The organism is Pelomonas sp. V22 (assembly GCF_030014915.1).
Taxonomy (GTDB): domain Bacteria; phylum Pseudomonadota; class Gammaproteobacteria; order Burkholderiales; family Burkholderiaceae_C; genus JAUASW01.
On the sequence record NZ_JAGIXS010000002.1, the window covers coordinates 368082 to 382541 of the forward strand.

The 14460-nt window shown below is 66.7% G+C and carries 13 protein-coding genes; 6 read left to right on the forward strand and 7 right to left on the reverse strand.

Features of this window, described 5'->3' with window-relative positions; all coding sequences use genetic code 11:
* The first annotated feature begins 4 nt into the window (after positions 1-4).
* From J7U46_RS11035 to J7U46_RS11045, 3 genes are all read left to right on the forward strand, one after another.
* The gene (locus J7U46_RS11035) at positions 5-3232 is read left to right on the forward strand and encodes an efflux RND transporter permease subunit (protein WP_282825717.1); all 3228 of its coding nucleotides are present in this window, start codon (positions 5-7) and stop codon (positions 3230-3232) included.
* Positions 3229-3438 (forward strand): DUF2892 domain-containing protein, encoded by a 210-nt coding sequence (locus J7U46_RS11040; RefSeq protein WP_282825719.1) that lies wholly within the window; start codon positions 3229-3231, stop codon positions 3436-3438. Before J7U46_RS11035 ends, J7U46_RS11040 begins: the two co-directional genes overlap by 4 nt.
* Before the next feature lie 152 nt (positions 3439-3590).
* Positions 3591-4037 (forward strand): OsmC family protein, encoded by a 447-nt coding sequence (locus tag J7U46_RS11045; RefSeq protein ID WP_282825721.1) that lies wholly within the window; start codon positions 3591-3593, stop codon positions 4035-4037.
* Between the two features lie 12 nt (positions 4038-4049).
* Here the strand turns inward: J7U46_RS11045 and J7U46_RS11050 are convergent, their stop codons facing one another.
* The 7 genes from J7U46_RS11050 to J7U46_RS11080 form a co-directional block, all read right to left on the reverse strand.
* Positions 4050-5606, reverse strand: coding sequence for a methyl-accepting chemotaxis protein (locus tag J7U46_RS11050; protein WP_282825722.1), 1557 nt, complete (start codon positions 5604-5606; stop codon positions 4050-4052).
* Between the two features lie 107 nt (positions 5607-5713).
* Entirely contained in the window at positions 5714-5914 is a 201-nt protein-coding gene (locus J7U46_RS11055; RefSeq protein ID WP_282825724.1) for a hypothetical protein, read from the reverse strand.
* Positions 5915-6127: 213 nt separating this feature from the next.
* Complete coding sequence (locus J7U46_RS11060) at positions 6128-7840, reverse strand: MFS transporter (RefSeq protein WP_282825726.1); 1713 nt, start codon at positions 7838-7840, stop codon at positions 6128-6130.
* Between the two features lie 200 nt (positions 7841-8040).
* Positions 8041-8688: a 2-hydroxychromene-2-carboxylate isomerase gene (locus J7U46_RS11065; RefSeq protein WP_282825728.1), complete on the reverse strand. Its 648-nt coding sequence runs from the start codon at positions 8686-8688 to the stop codon at positions 8041-8043.
* Positions 8685-8927: a DUF1289 domain-containing protein gene (locus tag J7U46_RS11070; protein ID WP_282825730.1), complete on the reverse strand. Its 243-nt coding sequence runs from the start codon at positions 8925-8927 to the stop codon at positions 8685-8687. Before J7U46_RS11070 ends, J7U46_RS11065 begins: the two co-directional genes overlap by 4 nt.
* A complete protein-coding gene (locus J7U46_RS11075) occupies positions 8924-9436 on the reverse strand; it encodes a YbaK/EbsC family protein (protein WP_282825732.1) in 513 nt (170 codons plus the stop codon). Before J7U46_RS11075 ends, J7U46_RS11070 begins: the two co-directional genes overlap by 4 nt.
* Positions 9437-9472: 36 nt before the next feature.
* Complete coding sequence (locus tag J7U46_RS11080) at positions 9473-10117, reverse strand: TetR family transcriptional regulator C-terminal domain-containing protein (protein WP_282825734.1); 645 nt, start codon at positions 10115-10117, stop codon at positions 9473-9475.
* Between the two features lie 154 nt (positions 10118-10271).
* Between J7U46_RS11080 and J7U46_RS11085 the strand changes: the two genes are divergently transcribed.
* From J7U46_RS11085 to J7U46_RS11095, 3 genes are all read left to right on the forward strand, one after another.
* On the forward strand, positions 10272-11606 hold the full coding sequence (locus J7U46_RS11085; protein WP_282825736.1) for an NAD(P)-dependent oxidoreductase: 1335 nt from the start codon (positions 10272-10274) through the stop codon (positions 11604-11606).
* Between the two features lie 2 nt (positions 11607-11608).
* A complete protein-coding gene (preA, locus tag J7U46_RS11090; protein ID WP_282825738.1) occupies positions 11609-12913 on the forward strand; it encodes an NAD-dependent dihydropyrimidine dehydrogenase subunit PreA in 1305 nt (434 codons plus the stop codon).
* Positions 12914-13004: 91 nt separating this feature from the next.
* Positions 13005-14459 (forward strand): NCS1 family nucleobase:cation symporter-1, encoded by a 1455-nt coding sequence (locus J7U46_RS11095; RefSeq protein WP_282825740.1) that lies wholly within the window; start codon positions 13005-13007, stop codon positions 14457-14459.
* The last annotated feature ends 1 nt before the right edge of the window (position 14460 follow it).

A 14460-nucleotide genomic window follows, 5' to 3' on the forward strand; every position in this document is an offset into this window, starting at 1 on the left:
CGCCATGACCCGCCAACTTGGGGCCTCGGGCCGCATCGCCGCCTTCTTCCAGAGCGCGCAAATCACGCCGCTGCTGGCCCTCGTGGCCCTGCTGCTCGGCGTCTTCGCCGTGCTGGTGACGCCGCGCGAGGAAGAGCCGCAGATCAACGTGACCATGGCCAATGTGCTGATCCCCTTCCCCGGTGCCGGTGCGCGGGACGTGGAGCAGATGGTGGCCGGCCCGGCCGAGCAGGTGCTGGCGCAGATCGTCGGTGTCGAGCATGTGATGTCGCTCTCGCGGCCTGGCATCGCGGTGCTGACCGTGCAGTTCAAGGTCGGCGTGCCACGCACCGAGGCGCTGGTGCGGCTTCACGACACCCTCCAGTCCAACGCCGACTGGCTGCCACAGGGCCTCGGCGTGGGCGCCCCGCTGATCAAGCCCAAGGGCATCGACGATGTGCCCATCGTCACGCTCACCTTGTTCGACCGCAAGGGCGGTGCTGGTGCCTACGACCTGGAGCGCGTGGCGCACAGTCTGGAGCTGGAGCTCAAGCGCGTGAAGGGCACCCGCGAGGTGACGACGCTCGGCGGCCCCGGCCGGCAGCTGCGCGTGCTGGTGGACGCCGAACGGCTCAATGCCAGCGGCCTCACGGTGCTGGAACTGAACCAGGCGCTGCAATCGGCCAATGCCGGCCTGCCGCTCGGCGAGCTGCTGGCCGGCAACCGGGCGGTGCAGCTGGAGGCAGGCCCCTTCCTGGCCTCGGCTCGCGACGTGGAGGAGCTGGTGGTCGGCGTGCGTGCCGGTCGCCCGGTCCACCTGCGCGAGGTGGCCCGCGTCGAGGATGGCGCACCGACGCCGGCCCGCTATGTCTGGCATGGCGAGAAGGGCCGCGAGTACCCGGCCGTCTCCATCGCCATCACCAAGAAGGCCGGCGAGAACGCGATTGATGTGGCCGAGAACGTGATGAAGCGCGTGGCCCAGCTGCACAACACGGTGATCCCGGACGGCATCAGCGTCGAGGAGACGCGCAACTACGGCGCCACGGCCAATGACAAGGCCGGCAAGCTGATCCAGAAGCTGCTGTTCGCCACCGCCTCGGTTGTGGCCCTGGTCTTCCTCGCCCTCGGCCGCCGCGAGGCCGCCATCGTGGGCTTGGCCGTGCTCTTGACGCTGACCGTCACCCTGTTCGCGTCCTGGGCCTGGGGCTTCACCCTGAACCGGGTCTCGCTGTTCGCACTGATCTTCTCGATTGGCATCCTGGTGGACGACGCCATCGTGGTCGTGGAGAACATCCATCGCCATCAGCAGCTCCATCCGGGCGAGCCGCTGTGGAAGCTGATCCCCGGCGCGGTGGACGAGGTCGGCGGCCCCACCATCCTGGCCACGCTGACCGTGATCGCGGCCCTGCTGCCCATGGCCTTCGTCAGCGGCCTGATGGGCCCCTACATGAGCCCCATCCCGATCAATGCCTCGATGGGCATGCTGTTGTCGCTGGCCATCGCCTTCGTGGTCACGCCCTGGCTGGCCCGCTTGTGGATGAAGGCCCTGCCGGCCGGCAGCGACCATGACCCCGAGGCCCTGCACGGCCTCTCGGCCAAGCTCGCGCCGCTGTTCCGCCGCGTCTTCACGCCGCTGCTTGACGCCCAGGCCGGCGGCCGCAATCGCAAGCTGCTGGGCCTCGGTATAGCTGCCCTGATTGCCGTCTCGCTGGCCCTGCCGGCGGCGGGTCTCGTGATGCTCAAGATGCTGCCCTTCGACAACAAGTCGGAGTTCCAGGTCGTGGTCGACATGCCGGCCGGCACGCCACTGGAGAAGACCGCCGCCGTGCTGCACGAGCTGGGCGCCGAGCTGGCCACCGTGCCCGAGGTGCTGAACTACCAAGCCTATGCCGGCACGGCCGCGCCGATCAACTTCAACGGCCTGGTGCGCCAGTACTACCTGCGCAGCCTGCCCGAGCAAGGCGACCTGCAGGTCAACCTCGTGGACAAGCATGAGCGCAAGGACAAGAGCCATGCGATTGCCACGCGTGTGCGCCAGCAGCTGAAGGCCATCGCCCAGCGCCATGGCGCCAACGTCAAGGTGGTGGAAGTGCCGCCGGGCCCGCCGGTGCTTTCGCCCATCGTCGCCGAGGTCTACGGCCCCGAGGCCGAAGGCCGCCAGCAAGTGGCCAAGCAGCTGCGCGCGCTCTTCGCCAAGACTGCCGGCCTGGTGGACATCGACGACTCCAGCATCGCCGCCGCGCCGCGCCAGCTGCTGCTGGTGGACCGCCCCAAGGCCGCGCTGCTGGGCGTCTCGCAGCAGGCCATCGTGGCCACGCTGCGCACCGGGCTCTCGGGCAGCGCGGCGACCTACCTGCACGACCAGAGCAAGTACCCGGCCGCCGCCGTGATCCAGCTGCCGCCCGAGGCGCAGGGCGACCTGGACAGCCTGCTCTCCCTCGGCGTGCGCACGGCTGCCGGCAAGCTGGTGCCGGTGCGCGAGCTGGTGAGGCCCAGCGATTCGCTGCGCGAGCAGCCCATCCACCACAAGGACCTGCTGCCGGTGAACTACGTGACGGCCGACATGGCCGGCGCCGTGGACAGCCCGCTCTACGGCATGTTCGGCATGCGCAAGCAGCTGGCCGAACTGCGCATCCCCGACGGCGGCGTGCTGGACGAGCGTTTCATCCGCCAGCCCGATGACGCGCTGCGCAGCTATGCGGTCAAGTGGGACGGTGAATGGCAGATCACCTTTGAGACCTTCCGCGACATGGGCCTGGCCTATGCCGTGGGCCTGGTGCTGATCTACCTGCTGGTGGTGGCGCAGTTCGGCTCCTACCTCACGCCGCTGATCATCATGGCGCCGATACCGCTGACCGTGATCGGCGTGATGCCGGGCCATGCGCTGCTGGGCGCGCAGTTCACCGCCACCTCGATGATCGGCATGATCGCGCTGGCCGGCATCATCGTGCGCAACTCCATCCTGCTGGTGGACTTCATCAAGCTGCAGCTGCGCGCCGGCATGGGATTCGAAGAGGCCATCGTCAGCTCCGCCATCACGCGCGCCCAGCCCATTTTGCTGACCGGCCTGGCCGCCATGATGGGCGCCTTCTTCATCCTCGACGACCCGATCTTCAACGGGCTCGCGATCTCGCTGATCTTCGGCATCCTGGTCTCGACCGTGCTGACCCTGGTGGTGATTCCGACCCTGTACTACACGGCCTACCGGCATCGCACCGAACTGCTTCAATCAACCCAAGGAGAACTTCAATGACCTCATGGCAACTCGTGCGTGTGATCGCCGGCAGCTTCATCCTCGTCTCGCTGGCCCTCGGCATCCCCGGCAGCCCGATCTTCGTCAGCCCATGGTGGCTGGCGTTCACTGCCTTCGTCGGCGTGAATCTGCTGCAGAGCGGCGTCAGCCGCTGGTGCCTGATGGAGACGATACTGCGCCGAATCGGCTTCAAGGCCGGCAACTGAAGCCCCTCGCCCGAGGACTACCTCGGTCGGTCCCCCGAGGGGACGGCGACACTTGCCGGCTCGACCGGCAAGCATGTCGCCAACCCGGGCCGGCTCGGGAGCGGCCCAGCGCTCGGCCCGAAAGACTCTTGAACACAGGAAGGACAAACGCGATGAGCGAATCCACCGTCAGCATCGAGCTGCGCCAGCAGCAGGACTACCAGTTCCAGGCCGAATTCGGCAACGGCGTGGCGCCGCTGCTGGCCGATGAACCGCCGCCGCTCGGCCAGGGCGGCGGGCCTTCGCCGGTGCAGCTGCTCGCTGCGGCGGTGGGGAATTGCATGTCCAACTCGCTGCTGTTTGCGCTGCGCAAGTACAAGCAATCGCCCGAGCCGCTGAGCTCGCGCATCACGGCCGAGGTCGGGCGCAACCCCGAGAACCGCGTGCGTGTGCTCGGCATCCAGGCCGAGCTGCGTCTCGGCGTGCCGGCTGCCTCGCTGCAGCACCTGGACCGGGTGCTGGCCTCGTTCGAGGATTACTGCACCGTGACCCGCAGCGTGGCCGCCGGCATCCCGGTGACGGTGAGCGTCTACGACTCGACCGGCGCCCAGCTCAAGTAGGTAGGCCTTCGCTCAGACGCTGAAGACCTGCACGGCCAGGGCGAGGCGCCCGGCCTGGTCTTTCAGCTGCTCGCTGGAGGCGGCCATCTCTTCGACCAAGGCAGCGTTCTGCTGGGCCACGCGGTCCAGCTCGCGCACCTGCAGTTGCAGCTCCGAGATGTCTTCGTTGTCACGGCCCGAGCTTTCATCGAGGCTCAGCATCAGGGCGCCCAGGTGCTCGATCTCGCTGACCATCTGCTGGAGCGTCTGGCCGGTGGCATCGACCTGCTGCGAGCCGCCGGCGGTGCGCTCGGTGGCGTCGGCGATCAGGCTCTTGATCTCGCGCGCGGCCGTGGCCGAGCGCTGTGCCAGGGCCCGCACCTCCGAGGCCACGACGGCGAAACCACGCCCCGACTCCCCGGCCCGCGCCGCCTCGACCGCCGCATTGAGCGCGAGGATGTTGGTCTGGAAAGCGATGCCGTCGATGGTGGCAATGATGTCGACGATGCGGCGCGCCGAATCGTCGATGCCATGCATGGCCGTGATCACCTCGGCCATCTGGCCGCCCGCCTGGCGGGCCACTTCGCGCGCGCTGTCGGCGAGACCGCGCGCGTCGGCCGCATGGCCGATGCGCGAACGCAGGCGCTGCATCACCTCATCGAGCCGGGCGCTGGCGCGCTGCGTGGTGGCGGCGGTCTCCTCGGTGCGGCCCGAAAGGTCGAGGTTGCCCTGGGCGATCTGACCCGAGGCCGCATTGAGTTCGTCCACATTGGCGCGCACCTCGCCGACCAGGCCGGCCAGGCCGCGCTGCATGCTGCCCATGAAGGCCATCACGCTGCTCTGGTCGCCCTGACGCAGCACCACGCGCTGGTTCAGGGCGCCACCGGCAATGCCCTCGGCGATGTCGCGCACGGCGCTGGGCTCGGCACCGAGTGAACGCATGATGCGGCCGGTGATCAGGAGGGCCACGGCCAGGCCCAGGCCGATGGCGGCGAGCAGGCCCAGCCAGGTGGCCAGGCGCGCCTCGGCATAACGCTGCAGGCCGCTCTCGTACTCCTGCTTGGCCACATTGAGCTGCAGGTCGACCAAGGCGCCGAGCTTGTCGGTCAGCGGGTCTATGGTCTGGTAGAGCCGCTCGCGAGCCAGGCGCTCAAGCTGGGCTTCGTTGCCGAGCGCAAGGAGCAGGTCCTGGCGCAGCAGCTCGGCCGCCGTCATCAGCGGCTGGACCTCGGCCACCAGGACTTTCTCCTCGGCCACCAGGTAGGTCGCGGTGTAGGCCCGCCAGACCTGGCCGACCTGGCTGCCGGCTGCATCGATGAGGCCGCGGGCCTGCTCCGGCGTGAGCTGCTTCATGCGCAGCTTGTGCGTGGTGTCGACGATGTTGACCGCGTAGAGGTCGGAGGCGGCTTTGAGCTGCTGCAGCGGCACGACACGGTCGTCATAGACCGTGCGCAAGGCTTCGTTGGAGCTCTGCAGCAAGCGCAAGCTGTAGAGAGCCAGGACCGCCATCAGCAGGCTGAGGATGGCGGTGAGCAGAAAAAGACGGGCTCGCACGCTGGGCACGCGCGCGAACAAGGCATCTAGCAACATGTGGAGCTCCCCTTCACGGACCCGAGGGATGTCGCCCCCGAATCTGCGTCAGGTGGCGGCTGGGCCCAGGCGCTCCACTATATCGATAGTGTGTGCGCTATGCGTCCTCAGTTCGACGCAGCCGAGGCGGCGGCGCTGGCTGCAGCCTCGGGGGCTGAGGCTGCGGCCGAAGCGGCCGAGGCAGCCGGTTCAGCATGGCCAGCAGCCACGTCATGCTTCTCACCGCCCATGTCGATATCGCCGCCGCGCGACAGGATGAACAAGGCGAGGGCAGCAAAGACGACGAAACCAACAAGCAGCTTCCACATGGCAATCAACCCCTTCGAAGATCAAGAAAAGTTACGGCATTTTGCGACGCCTGGCTGACACCGAACTTAGCGGGCAGCCCAGGAAAAAAAGAGGCGGCCCGCAGGCCGCCTCAAACTTCGTCAGATCTGTTTGCGTTCAGCCCAGGCGCTTGCAAGCACCCGGGCCCTGGTCAGGCATCGTCAAGTCCGCAGTGGACTCAACGATGTCCGGACTCAGTCACCAGCGTAAATATCCACGTCCTTGGTTTCCTTGACGAACAGCGTGCCGATCACCAGGGTGATGGCGGCGATCGTGATCGGGTACCAGAGGCCGTGATAGATGTTGCCGTTCTGGGCCACCATCGCGAAGGCGATCGTGGGCATCAGGCCACCGAACCAGCCATTGCCGATGTGGTACGGCAGGCTCATCGAGGTGTAGCGGATGCGGGTCGGGAACAGCTCCACCAGCATGGCGGCGATCGGGCCGTAGACCATGGTCACGTAGATGACCAGGATGCTCAGCAGTGCCACGATCTTCCACCAAGCCGCCGAGCCGAACGGAATCGGGTCGGCCTTGGCCGGATAGCCGGCAGCCTTCATGGCCTCGCCCACGTCCTTCTTGAAGGCGGCGATGGCCTTGGCGCTGTCTTCCGAGAACTTGTTGCCGCCGGCGATGGTGGTGGCGGTGGGAGCAGCGATTTCCTTGTCGCCAATCTTCACCGTGCCCGGGGCACCGGCCAGTTCCACCGTCTTGTAGCTGGCCGAAGCCTGGGCCAGCGAGCGCTTGGCGATGTCGCAGGGCGAGGTGAAGTCCACGTCACGCGAGATCGGGCTGCCCTGGAAGGAGCATTGCTTGGGGTCCACGGTCACCACGATCTCGGCCGTGGCCTGAGCGGCGGCGAGCTTGGGGTTGGCCGCTTCGGTCAGCGCCTTGAAGATCGGGAAATAGGTGACGATGGCCAGCAGCAGGCCGCCCATGATGATGGGCTTGCGGCCGATCTTGTCGGACAGCGTCCCGAAGATCACGAAGAACGGCGTGCCGATGATCAGCGAAACGGCGACCAGGATGTTGGCCGTCGAGGCCTCGACCTTCAGCACGTTGGCGATGAAGAACAGCGCGTAGAACTGGCCCGAATACCAGACCACGGCCTGGCCGGCGGTCAGGCCGATCAGCGCCAGGATCACGATCTTCAGGTTCTTCCACTGGCCGAAAGACTCGGACAGCGGAGCCTTGGAGGTCTTGCCTTCCGACTTCATCTTCTTGAAGGCGGGCGACTCGTTCATCGACAGGCGGATCCACACGCTGATGCCGAGCAGCAGCACGGAGACCAGGAACGGCACGCGCCAGCCCCAGGCTTCGAAGGCGCCCTTGCCCCAGGTCGCCTCGTTGGCGCCCAGGTACTCGCGGGTACCGAGGATGACCATCAGCGACAGGAACAGGCCCAGCGTGGCCGTGGTCTGAATCCAGGAGGTGTAGGCGCCGCGCTTGCCGTGCGGCGCATGCTCGGCCACATAGGTGGCGGCACCGCCGTACTCACCGCCGAGGGCCAGGCCCTGCAGCATGCGCAGGCCGATCAGGATGACCGGCGCGGCCGCGCCTATGGTCGCGTAATTGGGCAGGCAGCCGACGATGAAGGTCGACAGGCCCATGATCAGGATGGTCACCAGGAAGGTGTACTTGCGGCCGATCATGTCGCCGAGGCGGCCGAACACCAGCGCGCCGAAGGGGCGCACGATGAAGCCGGCGGCAAAAGCCAGCAGCGAGGCGATGAAGGCGGCCTGGGGATCCAGGGCCGTGAAGAACTGCTTGGCGATGATCGGTGCCAGCGAACCGTACAGATAGAAGTCGTACCACTCGAACACGGTGCCCAACGAGGAGGCGAAGATGACCTTCTTTTCCTCGGCGGTCATCGGCGTGTTGGTGGAAACCGCAGCTGCAGTTGCCATGTTTGTCTCCGGTGAAGCTTTTGTAGGTGAACCACCGCCCGGTGATTCCACGGCGCGATGATGGGCGCCGGCTCTGACCGATCTCTGACACGCAGCTGAACGCTGGCTGACAAACTCCGCAGCAACCCTAGGGTTTTGTTTCTCAATGTGAGAAATAGTGCCGGGCGCGGGTTTGTCCCAGGCGCCCGTTTCTCTTCAGATCAATGACGTTGGATGCCCGGGCGCGCTGCTCCCGCAGCCTCCCAATCGGGTCCTTCGAACCAGGCATCGCCGCGCAGGGCGGCAGCCACCATCTCCAGCGAATCGAGGCCCCAGAACAGCCGGCCGTCCAGCTCGATGGTGGGCACGCCGAACACGCCTTTCAGGAGGGCCGCTTCGGTGGCTTCACGCAGCTGCACCTTGATCGCCTCGCTGGCCGGATCCTGCTGCGGGGTCAGGTCTTGCGTCAGCTTTGCCAGGCGCTGCGGATCAACCGCATTGGCGCCCTCGCCGCGCCAGACATGGCGCAGGATGGTCTCGACCTGATGGCGGTTGGGCGTGCTGCCCGGCGCCCCGCAGGCCCAGGCCAGGCGCAGGAGCGGCAGCGGGTTGAACGGATGCTGGGCCGGCGTCTGCATGGGGATGCCGAGCTTGTGGGCTTGCCAGGCGATCTGGCGGAAGGTCCAGCGGCGCTTGCTCTCGATCTCGGCCGGGCCCTTCTGGCCATGGGCCATCAGGAGACCGGCAAACAGGATGGGCACGTACTCCACCTGGTAGCTGCCGCAGTCGGCCAGCGCCTCGGGCAGGTGCTCGAAAGCCAAGGCGGCATAGGGCGAGATCGGGTCGAAATAGAAACGCAGGGTCTTCATGGCATGTCCTCGTCGGTGGCGGCGGTGAACACGCCTTGGTCAATCAGGCGCTCGCGGCGCGCCGGCAGCAGCGCCCAGACGGCGCGCTTGCCTTCGTCTGCCATCCGCGACCAGGCGGCGATCTCGTCGATGGTGCGGGCGCAGCCCTCGCACAGGCCGGTGGGCCCATGCATGCGGCAGATGTTGATGCAGGGCGAGGCGACCCCGATCGCCACGGGCGGTGGGCAGGGCTTCATCATTCGCTCACCTGCACGACGTCGATCACCGGGGCGCCGGTGAGTTGCTCCAGCTCGGCCGGCGTCATCTTGAAGACACCGTTCGGATGGCCGGCGGCGGCCCAGATGGTGTCGAAGCGGAACAGCTCGCGGTCCACAAAGAGCAGGGGCGCCGCATGACCATCGACGGGCGCAAACCCGAGTGGCGAGACACCGCCGATGGAGAAACCGGTGCGTGCCTTGACGTAGTCCGCGTCGGCGCGGCCCAGGGGGCCGGTGTGGCTCTTCAGCTTGGCCTCGTCCACACGCTGGTCGCCCGAGGTGATCACCAGTACCGCGGCATCGTCCGACTTCCGCTTGAAGACCACTGACTTGGCAATCTGGCCCAGGCTCACGCCGAGCGCGTCAGCGGCTTCCTGAGAGGTGCGGGCCGCGACCTCCAGCCACAGCGGCGCATGGGGATGGCCCTTGCCGCTCAAGGCCTGACTGACGCGGACGAACCCCTCAGGGCGGTTCTCAGTTTCGTTCTGCATGCGCGGATTCTCGCCGTACCCGTCCACCGGCGCTTTCTAGCGCTGCAACGCGGCCAGCACTTGTTTCAGGATCACTTCCTCGGCCGCCGCGAAGTCCTCGGCCTCCAGCGCAGGCTTGCCCAGGAGGATGGCGAACTGCGGGCCGAGGTCCGCATAGGCCTGGGTGCTGGCCCAGATGCTGAACATCAGGTGCCGGAAGTCGAGCGTGGCGATGCGGCCCTCGCGGGCCCAGCGCTCGAAGGTCTTCACATCGGCATTGAGCGCCGGCAGCACGCGGGCCTCGATGGCATCGCGAAAGCGCGGCGCGCCGGCCATCACCTCGCGGGCAAACACCTGGGAGCCGGCCACGCGCTCGCGCGAGAAGCGCAGCTTGGCGGCCACATAGTCGCACACGGCGGCCTCGGGGTCGGTGCCGGCCACCAGGCCTTCCATGCGCTGCAGCCACTCGGCCAGCACGTCGTCCAGCACAGCGCGGTACAGGCCTTCCTTGTTCGGGTAGTAGTACAGCAGGTTGTGGCGGCTGAGGCCGAGGCCGGCCGCGATCATCTCCAGCGAACTGCCCTCGAAGCCGTATTGGGCGAACTGGCGCTCGGCCTCGGCCCGGATCAGCGCCTCCTTGCGCACGCGCGCCTGGCGGGGCGGGCGAGGGGCTGGGGCCGTCTTCTTTTTCGTCAATGGCATGGCAGGAATTATCCCGGCTGCGTCCAGGACTCGATCTCAACACGGGGTCGCCGGTGCGCCATGCGGGAATTTACCAACTGGTTATTTTTTACTGATAAGTAAATTATTCACGGTCTGCAGCCATCGCTGCCGCCCGCCCAGCCAGGAGATCCCCATGGACCAGAACCAGCCAGGCCTGCATGCCGCGCGCCTGTGCGCCGAGCAATACGCCCAGAACTTCGGCGACGCGCACGCGCCCCTGAACCGCACGCAGGCGCTGATCGAGGCCGAGCGCTGCTACTACTGCTTCGATGCGCCCTGCACCACGGCCTGCCCCACGGGCATCGACATCCCCAGCTTCATCCAGCGCATCGCGCAGGACAACACGCGCGGCGCGGCCCAGGTCATCCTGGAAGCGAATCCACTCGGTGGCATGTGCGCCCGCGTCTGCCCGACCGAGGTGCTGTGCGAACAGGGCTGCGTGCGCAACGCCAACGAGAGCAAGCCGGTCGAGATCGGCCTCTTGCAGCGCTATGCGACCGATGCGTTCTTCGCCAAGGACGGGGCACCGTTGTTCACTCGCGAAGCCAACACCGGCAAGAAGGTCGCCGTCGTCGGCGCCGGCCCGGCCGGCCTCGCAGCGGCACATGGCCTTGCGCGGCGCGGCCATGACGTGACGCTGATCGACGCCAACCTCAAGCTCGGTGGCCTGAACGAGTACGGCCTTGCCACCTACAAGACCACTGGCGACTTCGCGCAGAAGGAAGTGCAATGGCTGCTGTCCATCGGCGGCATCGAGGTGCGTAGTGACTGCGTGCTGGGCCGCGATGTGACGCTGGCCGGCCTGGCGCAAAGCCATGACGCCGTCTTCCTCGGCCTCGGCCTTGCCGGCGTCAACGCACTCGGTGTGGACGAGCCCTCGGTCAAGGGCCTGGCCAATGCGGTGGACTTCATCGCGGAGCTGCGCCAGTCCGACCCGGCCACGGTGGCCGTGGGCCGCAAGGTGGTGGTGATAGGCGGCGGCATGACGGCGGTCGATGCCTCGGTGCAGAGCCGCCTGCTCGGCGCGCGTGAGGTGACGATGGTCTATCGCCGTGGCGAGGAATCGCTGAGCGCTTCGACCTACGAGCAGGACTGGGCGCGCAAGCACGGCGTGCTGCTCCGCACCTGGGCCGCGCCGAAAGAGATCATCGCCAGCGGCGGCAAGGTCACGGGCGTGCGCTTCGCCGTGACCGAGACACGCGAAGGCAAGCTGGTCGAGACCGGTGAGCAGTTCGTGCTCGAAGCCGACATGGTCTTGAAAGCCATCGGCCAGAGCTTCGAGCCGGCCGACGTGCCCGAGATCGCCTTGAAGAACGGCCGCATCGCCACGGATGAGGCCGGGCGCACGAACCACCCCAAGGTCTGGGCCGGCGGCGACTGTCGCTTCGGCGGGCGCGACCTCACGGTCGAAGCCGTCGAGCACGGCAAGGTCGCCGCCATTTCCATCGACAACTTCCTGCGGAGCTGAACATGGCAGACATCAGCAGTAACTTCCTCGGAATCAAGAGCCCGAACCCGTTCTGGCTGGCCTCAGCCCCACCGACCGACAAGGAAATCAACGTCACCCGCGCCTTCGAGGCCGGATGGGGCGGCGTGGTCTGGAAGACGCTGGGCGAGGACCCGCCGGTCGTCAACGTCAGCGGCCCGCGCTACACCACGCTGATGAGCCAGGACCGCCGCGTGATCGGCCTGAACAACATCGAGCTGATCACCGACCGGCCGCTGCGCACCAACCTCGAAGAGATCAAGCGCGTGAAGCGGGCCTGGCCGGACCGGGCCATGATCGTCTCGCTGATGGTGCCCTGCAATGAAGAGAGCTGGAAGAACATCCTGCCGCTCGTGGAAGACACCGGTGCCGACGGCATCGAGCTGAACTTCGGGTGCCCGCACGGCATGAGCGAGCGCGGCATGGGTTCGGCCGTGGGCCAGGTGCCCGAGTACATCCAGATGGTCACGGCCTGGTGCAAGCAGTACACCCGCCTGCCGGTGATCGTGAAGCTGACGCCCAACATCACCGATGTGCGCATGCCTGCACGCGCGGCCAAGGCCGGCGGCGCCGATGCGGTCTCGCTGATCAACACGATCAACTCCATCATCGGCGTGGACCTGGACCGCATGATCATGAACCCCAGCACCGACGGCTGGGGCTCGCATGGCGGCTATTGCGGCCCGGCGGTGAAGCCCATCGCCCAGAACATGGTGGCCGAGATTGCCCGCGACGCCGCCACGGCCGGCCTGCCGATCTCCGGCATCGGCGGCATCACCACCTGGCGCGATGCGGCCGAGTTCATTGCCCTCGGCTGCGGCACGGTGCAGGTGTGCACCGCCGCGATGGTCTATGGCTTCAAGATCGTGCAGGACATGTGCTCGGGCCTCTCCAACTTCATGGATGAGAAGGGCTACAAGAACATAGCCGAGATGCGCGGCCTGGCCGTGCCCACGGTCAAGAACTGGAACCAGCTGAACCTGAACCACACCGAGAAGGCGGTGATCAACCAGGACTCCTGCATCCAGTGCGGCCGCTGCCACGTGGTCTGCGAGGACACCTCGCATCAGGCCATCTTTGCCGTGAAAGATGGCAAGCGCCATTTCGAGATCAACGAGGCCGAATGCGTGGGCTGCAACCTCTGCGTCTCGATCTGCCCGGTGCCGGACACGATCACGATGCGCAAGCTCGCGCCCGGTGAAATCGACCTGCGCACCGGCCAGCCGGTCAAAGGTGAGTACGCGAACTGGACCACGCATCCGAACAATCCGATGCGAGCGAATGCCTGATTCAGGCTTGAGCGGGCAAGTCCGCATGGCGCATGGACGCGGCAGGCACAAACATTGCAGCGCCTCGTGACCCATCGATAGGAGCGAACGGATGACCCAGCAGACCAGCCAGCAACTCTGGAACGAAGACCTGGCACCCACCAGCGCGGCGCAGCGCACCTGGCGTTGGTACCACTTTGCGGCCCTGTGGGTGGGCATGGTGATGTGCATCCCGGCCTACACGCTGGCGGCCAGCCTGATCGACTCGGGCATGAGCGCGGGCCAGGCCGTGCTGACCGTGTTCCTCGGCAATCTGATCGTGCTGGTGCCCATGCTGCTGATCGGCCATGCCGGCGCCAAGTACGGCATTCCGTACGCGGTGCTGGCGCGCGCCTCGTTCGGCACGCAAGGGGCCAAGCTCCCTGCCCTGCTGCGCGCCCTGGTCGCCTGCGGCTGGTACGGCATCCAGACCTGGTTCGGCGGCATGATGATCTACACGCTGTTGGGCGTGCTGATTGGCCATCCGCTGGAGGGTGACAAGCTCCCCGGCCTCGGCATCAACCTCGGCCAGCTCGGCTGCTTCCTCGCCTTCTGGGCCATCCAGTTCTACTACGTCGTCCACGGTATCGACGCGATCCGCAAGCTCGAGACCTACACGGCGCCGGTCAAGATCCTCATCTGCTTCCTGCTGCTCTGGTGGGCCTATGACAAGGCCGGCGGCTTCGGCCCCATCCTCGACCAACCCTCGCAATTCGTCGAAGGCGGCAAGAAGGCTGGCCAGTTCGGCGCCGTGTTCTGGCCCTCGCTGACGGCCATGGTCGGCTTCTGGGCCACGCTGGCGCTGAACATCCCGGACTTCACCCGCTTCGCCAAGTCGCAGAAGGACCAGCTGATCGGCCAGGCCATCGGACTGCCCGGCCCCATGGGCCTGCTGGCAGCCCTCGCGGTGTTCGTGACCTCGGCCACCGTGGTGATCTACGGCAAGGCGATCTGGGACCCGGTGGACCTGTCCGCCCGCATGAGCGGCGCGGCCGTGCTGATCGCCCTGATCGTGCTCTTGATCGACACGGTCAGCGTCAATCTCGCGGCCAACCTCGTTGGCCCCGCCTACGACTTCTCGGCCCTGAACCCCAGGGCCATCAGCTACAAGACCGGTGGCTACATCACGGCCGGCATTGCCATCGTGATGATGCCCTGGAAGATCCTCGAGTCCACCCAGGGCTACATCTTCACCTGGCTGATCGGCTACTCGGCCCTGCTGGGCCCGGTCGCAGGCATCCTGATCGTCGACTACTACCTGCTCCGCAAGACGGTGCTGAAGGTCGACGAGCTCTACCGCGAGCAAGGCGCCTACCGCTACAGCAATGGCTGGAACTGGGCCGCTGTGGCCGCCTTCGCGCTGGGTGTGCTGCCCAATGTGCCGGGCTTCCTGAATGCGGCTTTTCCGGCTGCATTCCCCGAGGTGGCAGCGGTCTTCAAACAGGTCTATACCTATGCATGGTTCGTGGGGCTGGCGATTGCCGCCATCGTCTACTACGCGGCCATGGCGAAGAAACCCAAGGAGTGAC

Excerpts from the sequence above, each read along its gene's own strand:
- J7U46_RS11035 (WP_282825717.1), top strand. The coding sequence starts at position 5 with ATGACCCGCCAACTTGGGGCCTCGGGCCGCATCGCCGCCTTCTTCCAG.
- J7U46_RS11040 (WP_282825719.1), top strand. The coding sequence starts at position 3,229 with ATGACCTCATGGCAACTCGTGCGTGTGATCGCCGGCAGCTTCATCCTC.
- J7U46_RS11045 (WP_282825721.1), top strand. The coding sequence starts at position 3,591 with ATGAGCGAATCCACCGTCAGCATCGAGCTGCGCCAGCAGCAGGACTAC.
- J7U46_RS11050 (WP_282825722.1), bottom strand. The coding sequence starts at position 5,606 with ATGTTGCTAGATGCCTTGTTCGCGCGCGTGCCCAGCGTGCGAGCCCGT.
- J7U46_RS11055 (WP_282825724.1), bottom strand. The coding sequence starts at position 5,914 with ATGTGGAAGCTGCTTGTTGGTTTCGTCGTCTTTGCTGCCCTCGCCTTG.
- J7U46_RS11060 (WP_282825726.1), bottom strand. The coding sequence starts at position 7,840 with ATGGCAACTGCAGCTGCGGTTTCCACCAACACGCCGATGACCGCCGAG.
- J7U46_RS11065 (WP_282825728.1), bottom strand. The coding sequence starts at position 8,688 with ATGAAGACCCTGCGTTTCTATTTCGACCCGATCTCGCCCTATGCCGCC.
- J7U46_RS11070 (WP_282825730.1), bottom strand. The coding sequence starts at position 8,927 with ATGATGAAGCCCTGCCCACCGCCCGTGGCGATCGGGGTCGCCTCGCCC.
- J7U46_RS11075 (WP_282825732.1), bottom strand. The coding sequence starts at position 9,436 with ATGCAGAACGAAACTGAGAACCGCCCTGAGGGGTTCGTCCGCGTCAGT.
- J7U46_RS11080 (WP_282825734.1), bottom strand. The coding sequence starts at position 10,117 with ATGCCATTGACGAAAAAGAAGACGGCCCCAGCCCCTCGCCCGCCCCGC.
- J7U46_RS11085 (WP_282825736.1), top strand. The coding sequence starts at position 10,272 with ATGGACCAGAACCAGCCAGGCCTGCATGCCGCGCGCCTGTGCGCCGAG.
- preA (WP_282825738.1), top strand. The coding sequence starts at position 11,609 with ATGGCAGACATCAGCAGTAACTTCCTCGGAATCAAGAGCCCGAACCCG.
- J7U46_RS11095 (WP_282825740.1), top strand. The coding sequence starts at position 13,005 with ATGACCCAGCAGACCAGCCAGCAACTCTGGAACGAAGACCTGGCACCC.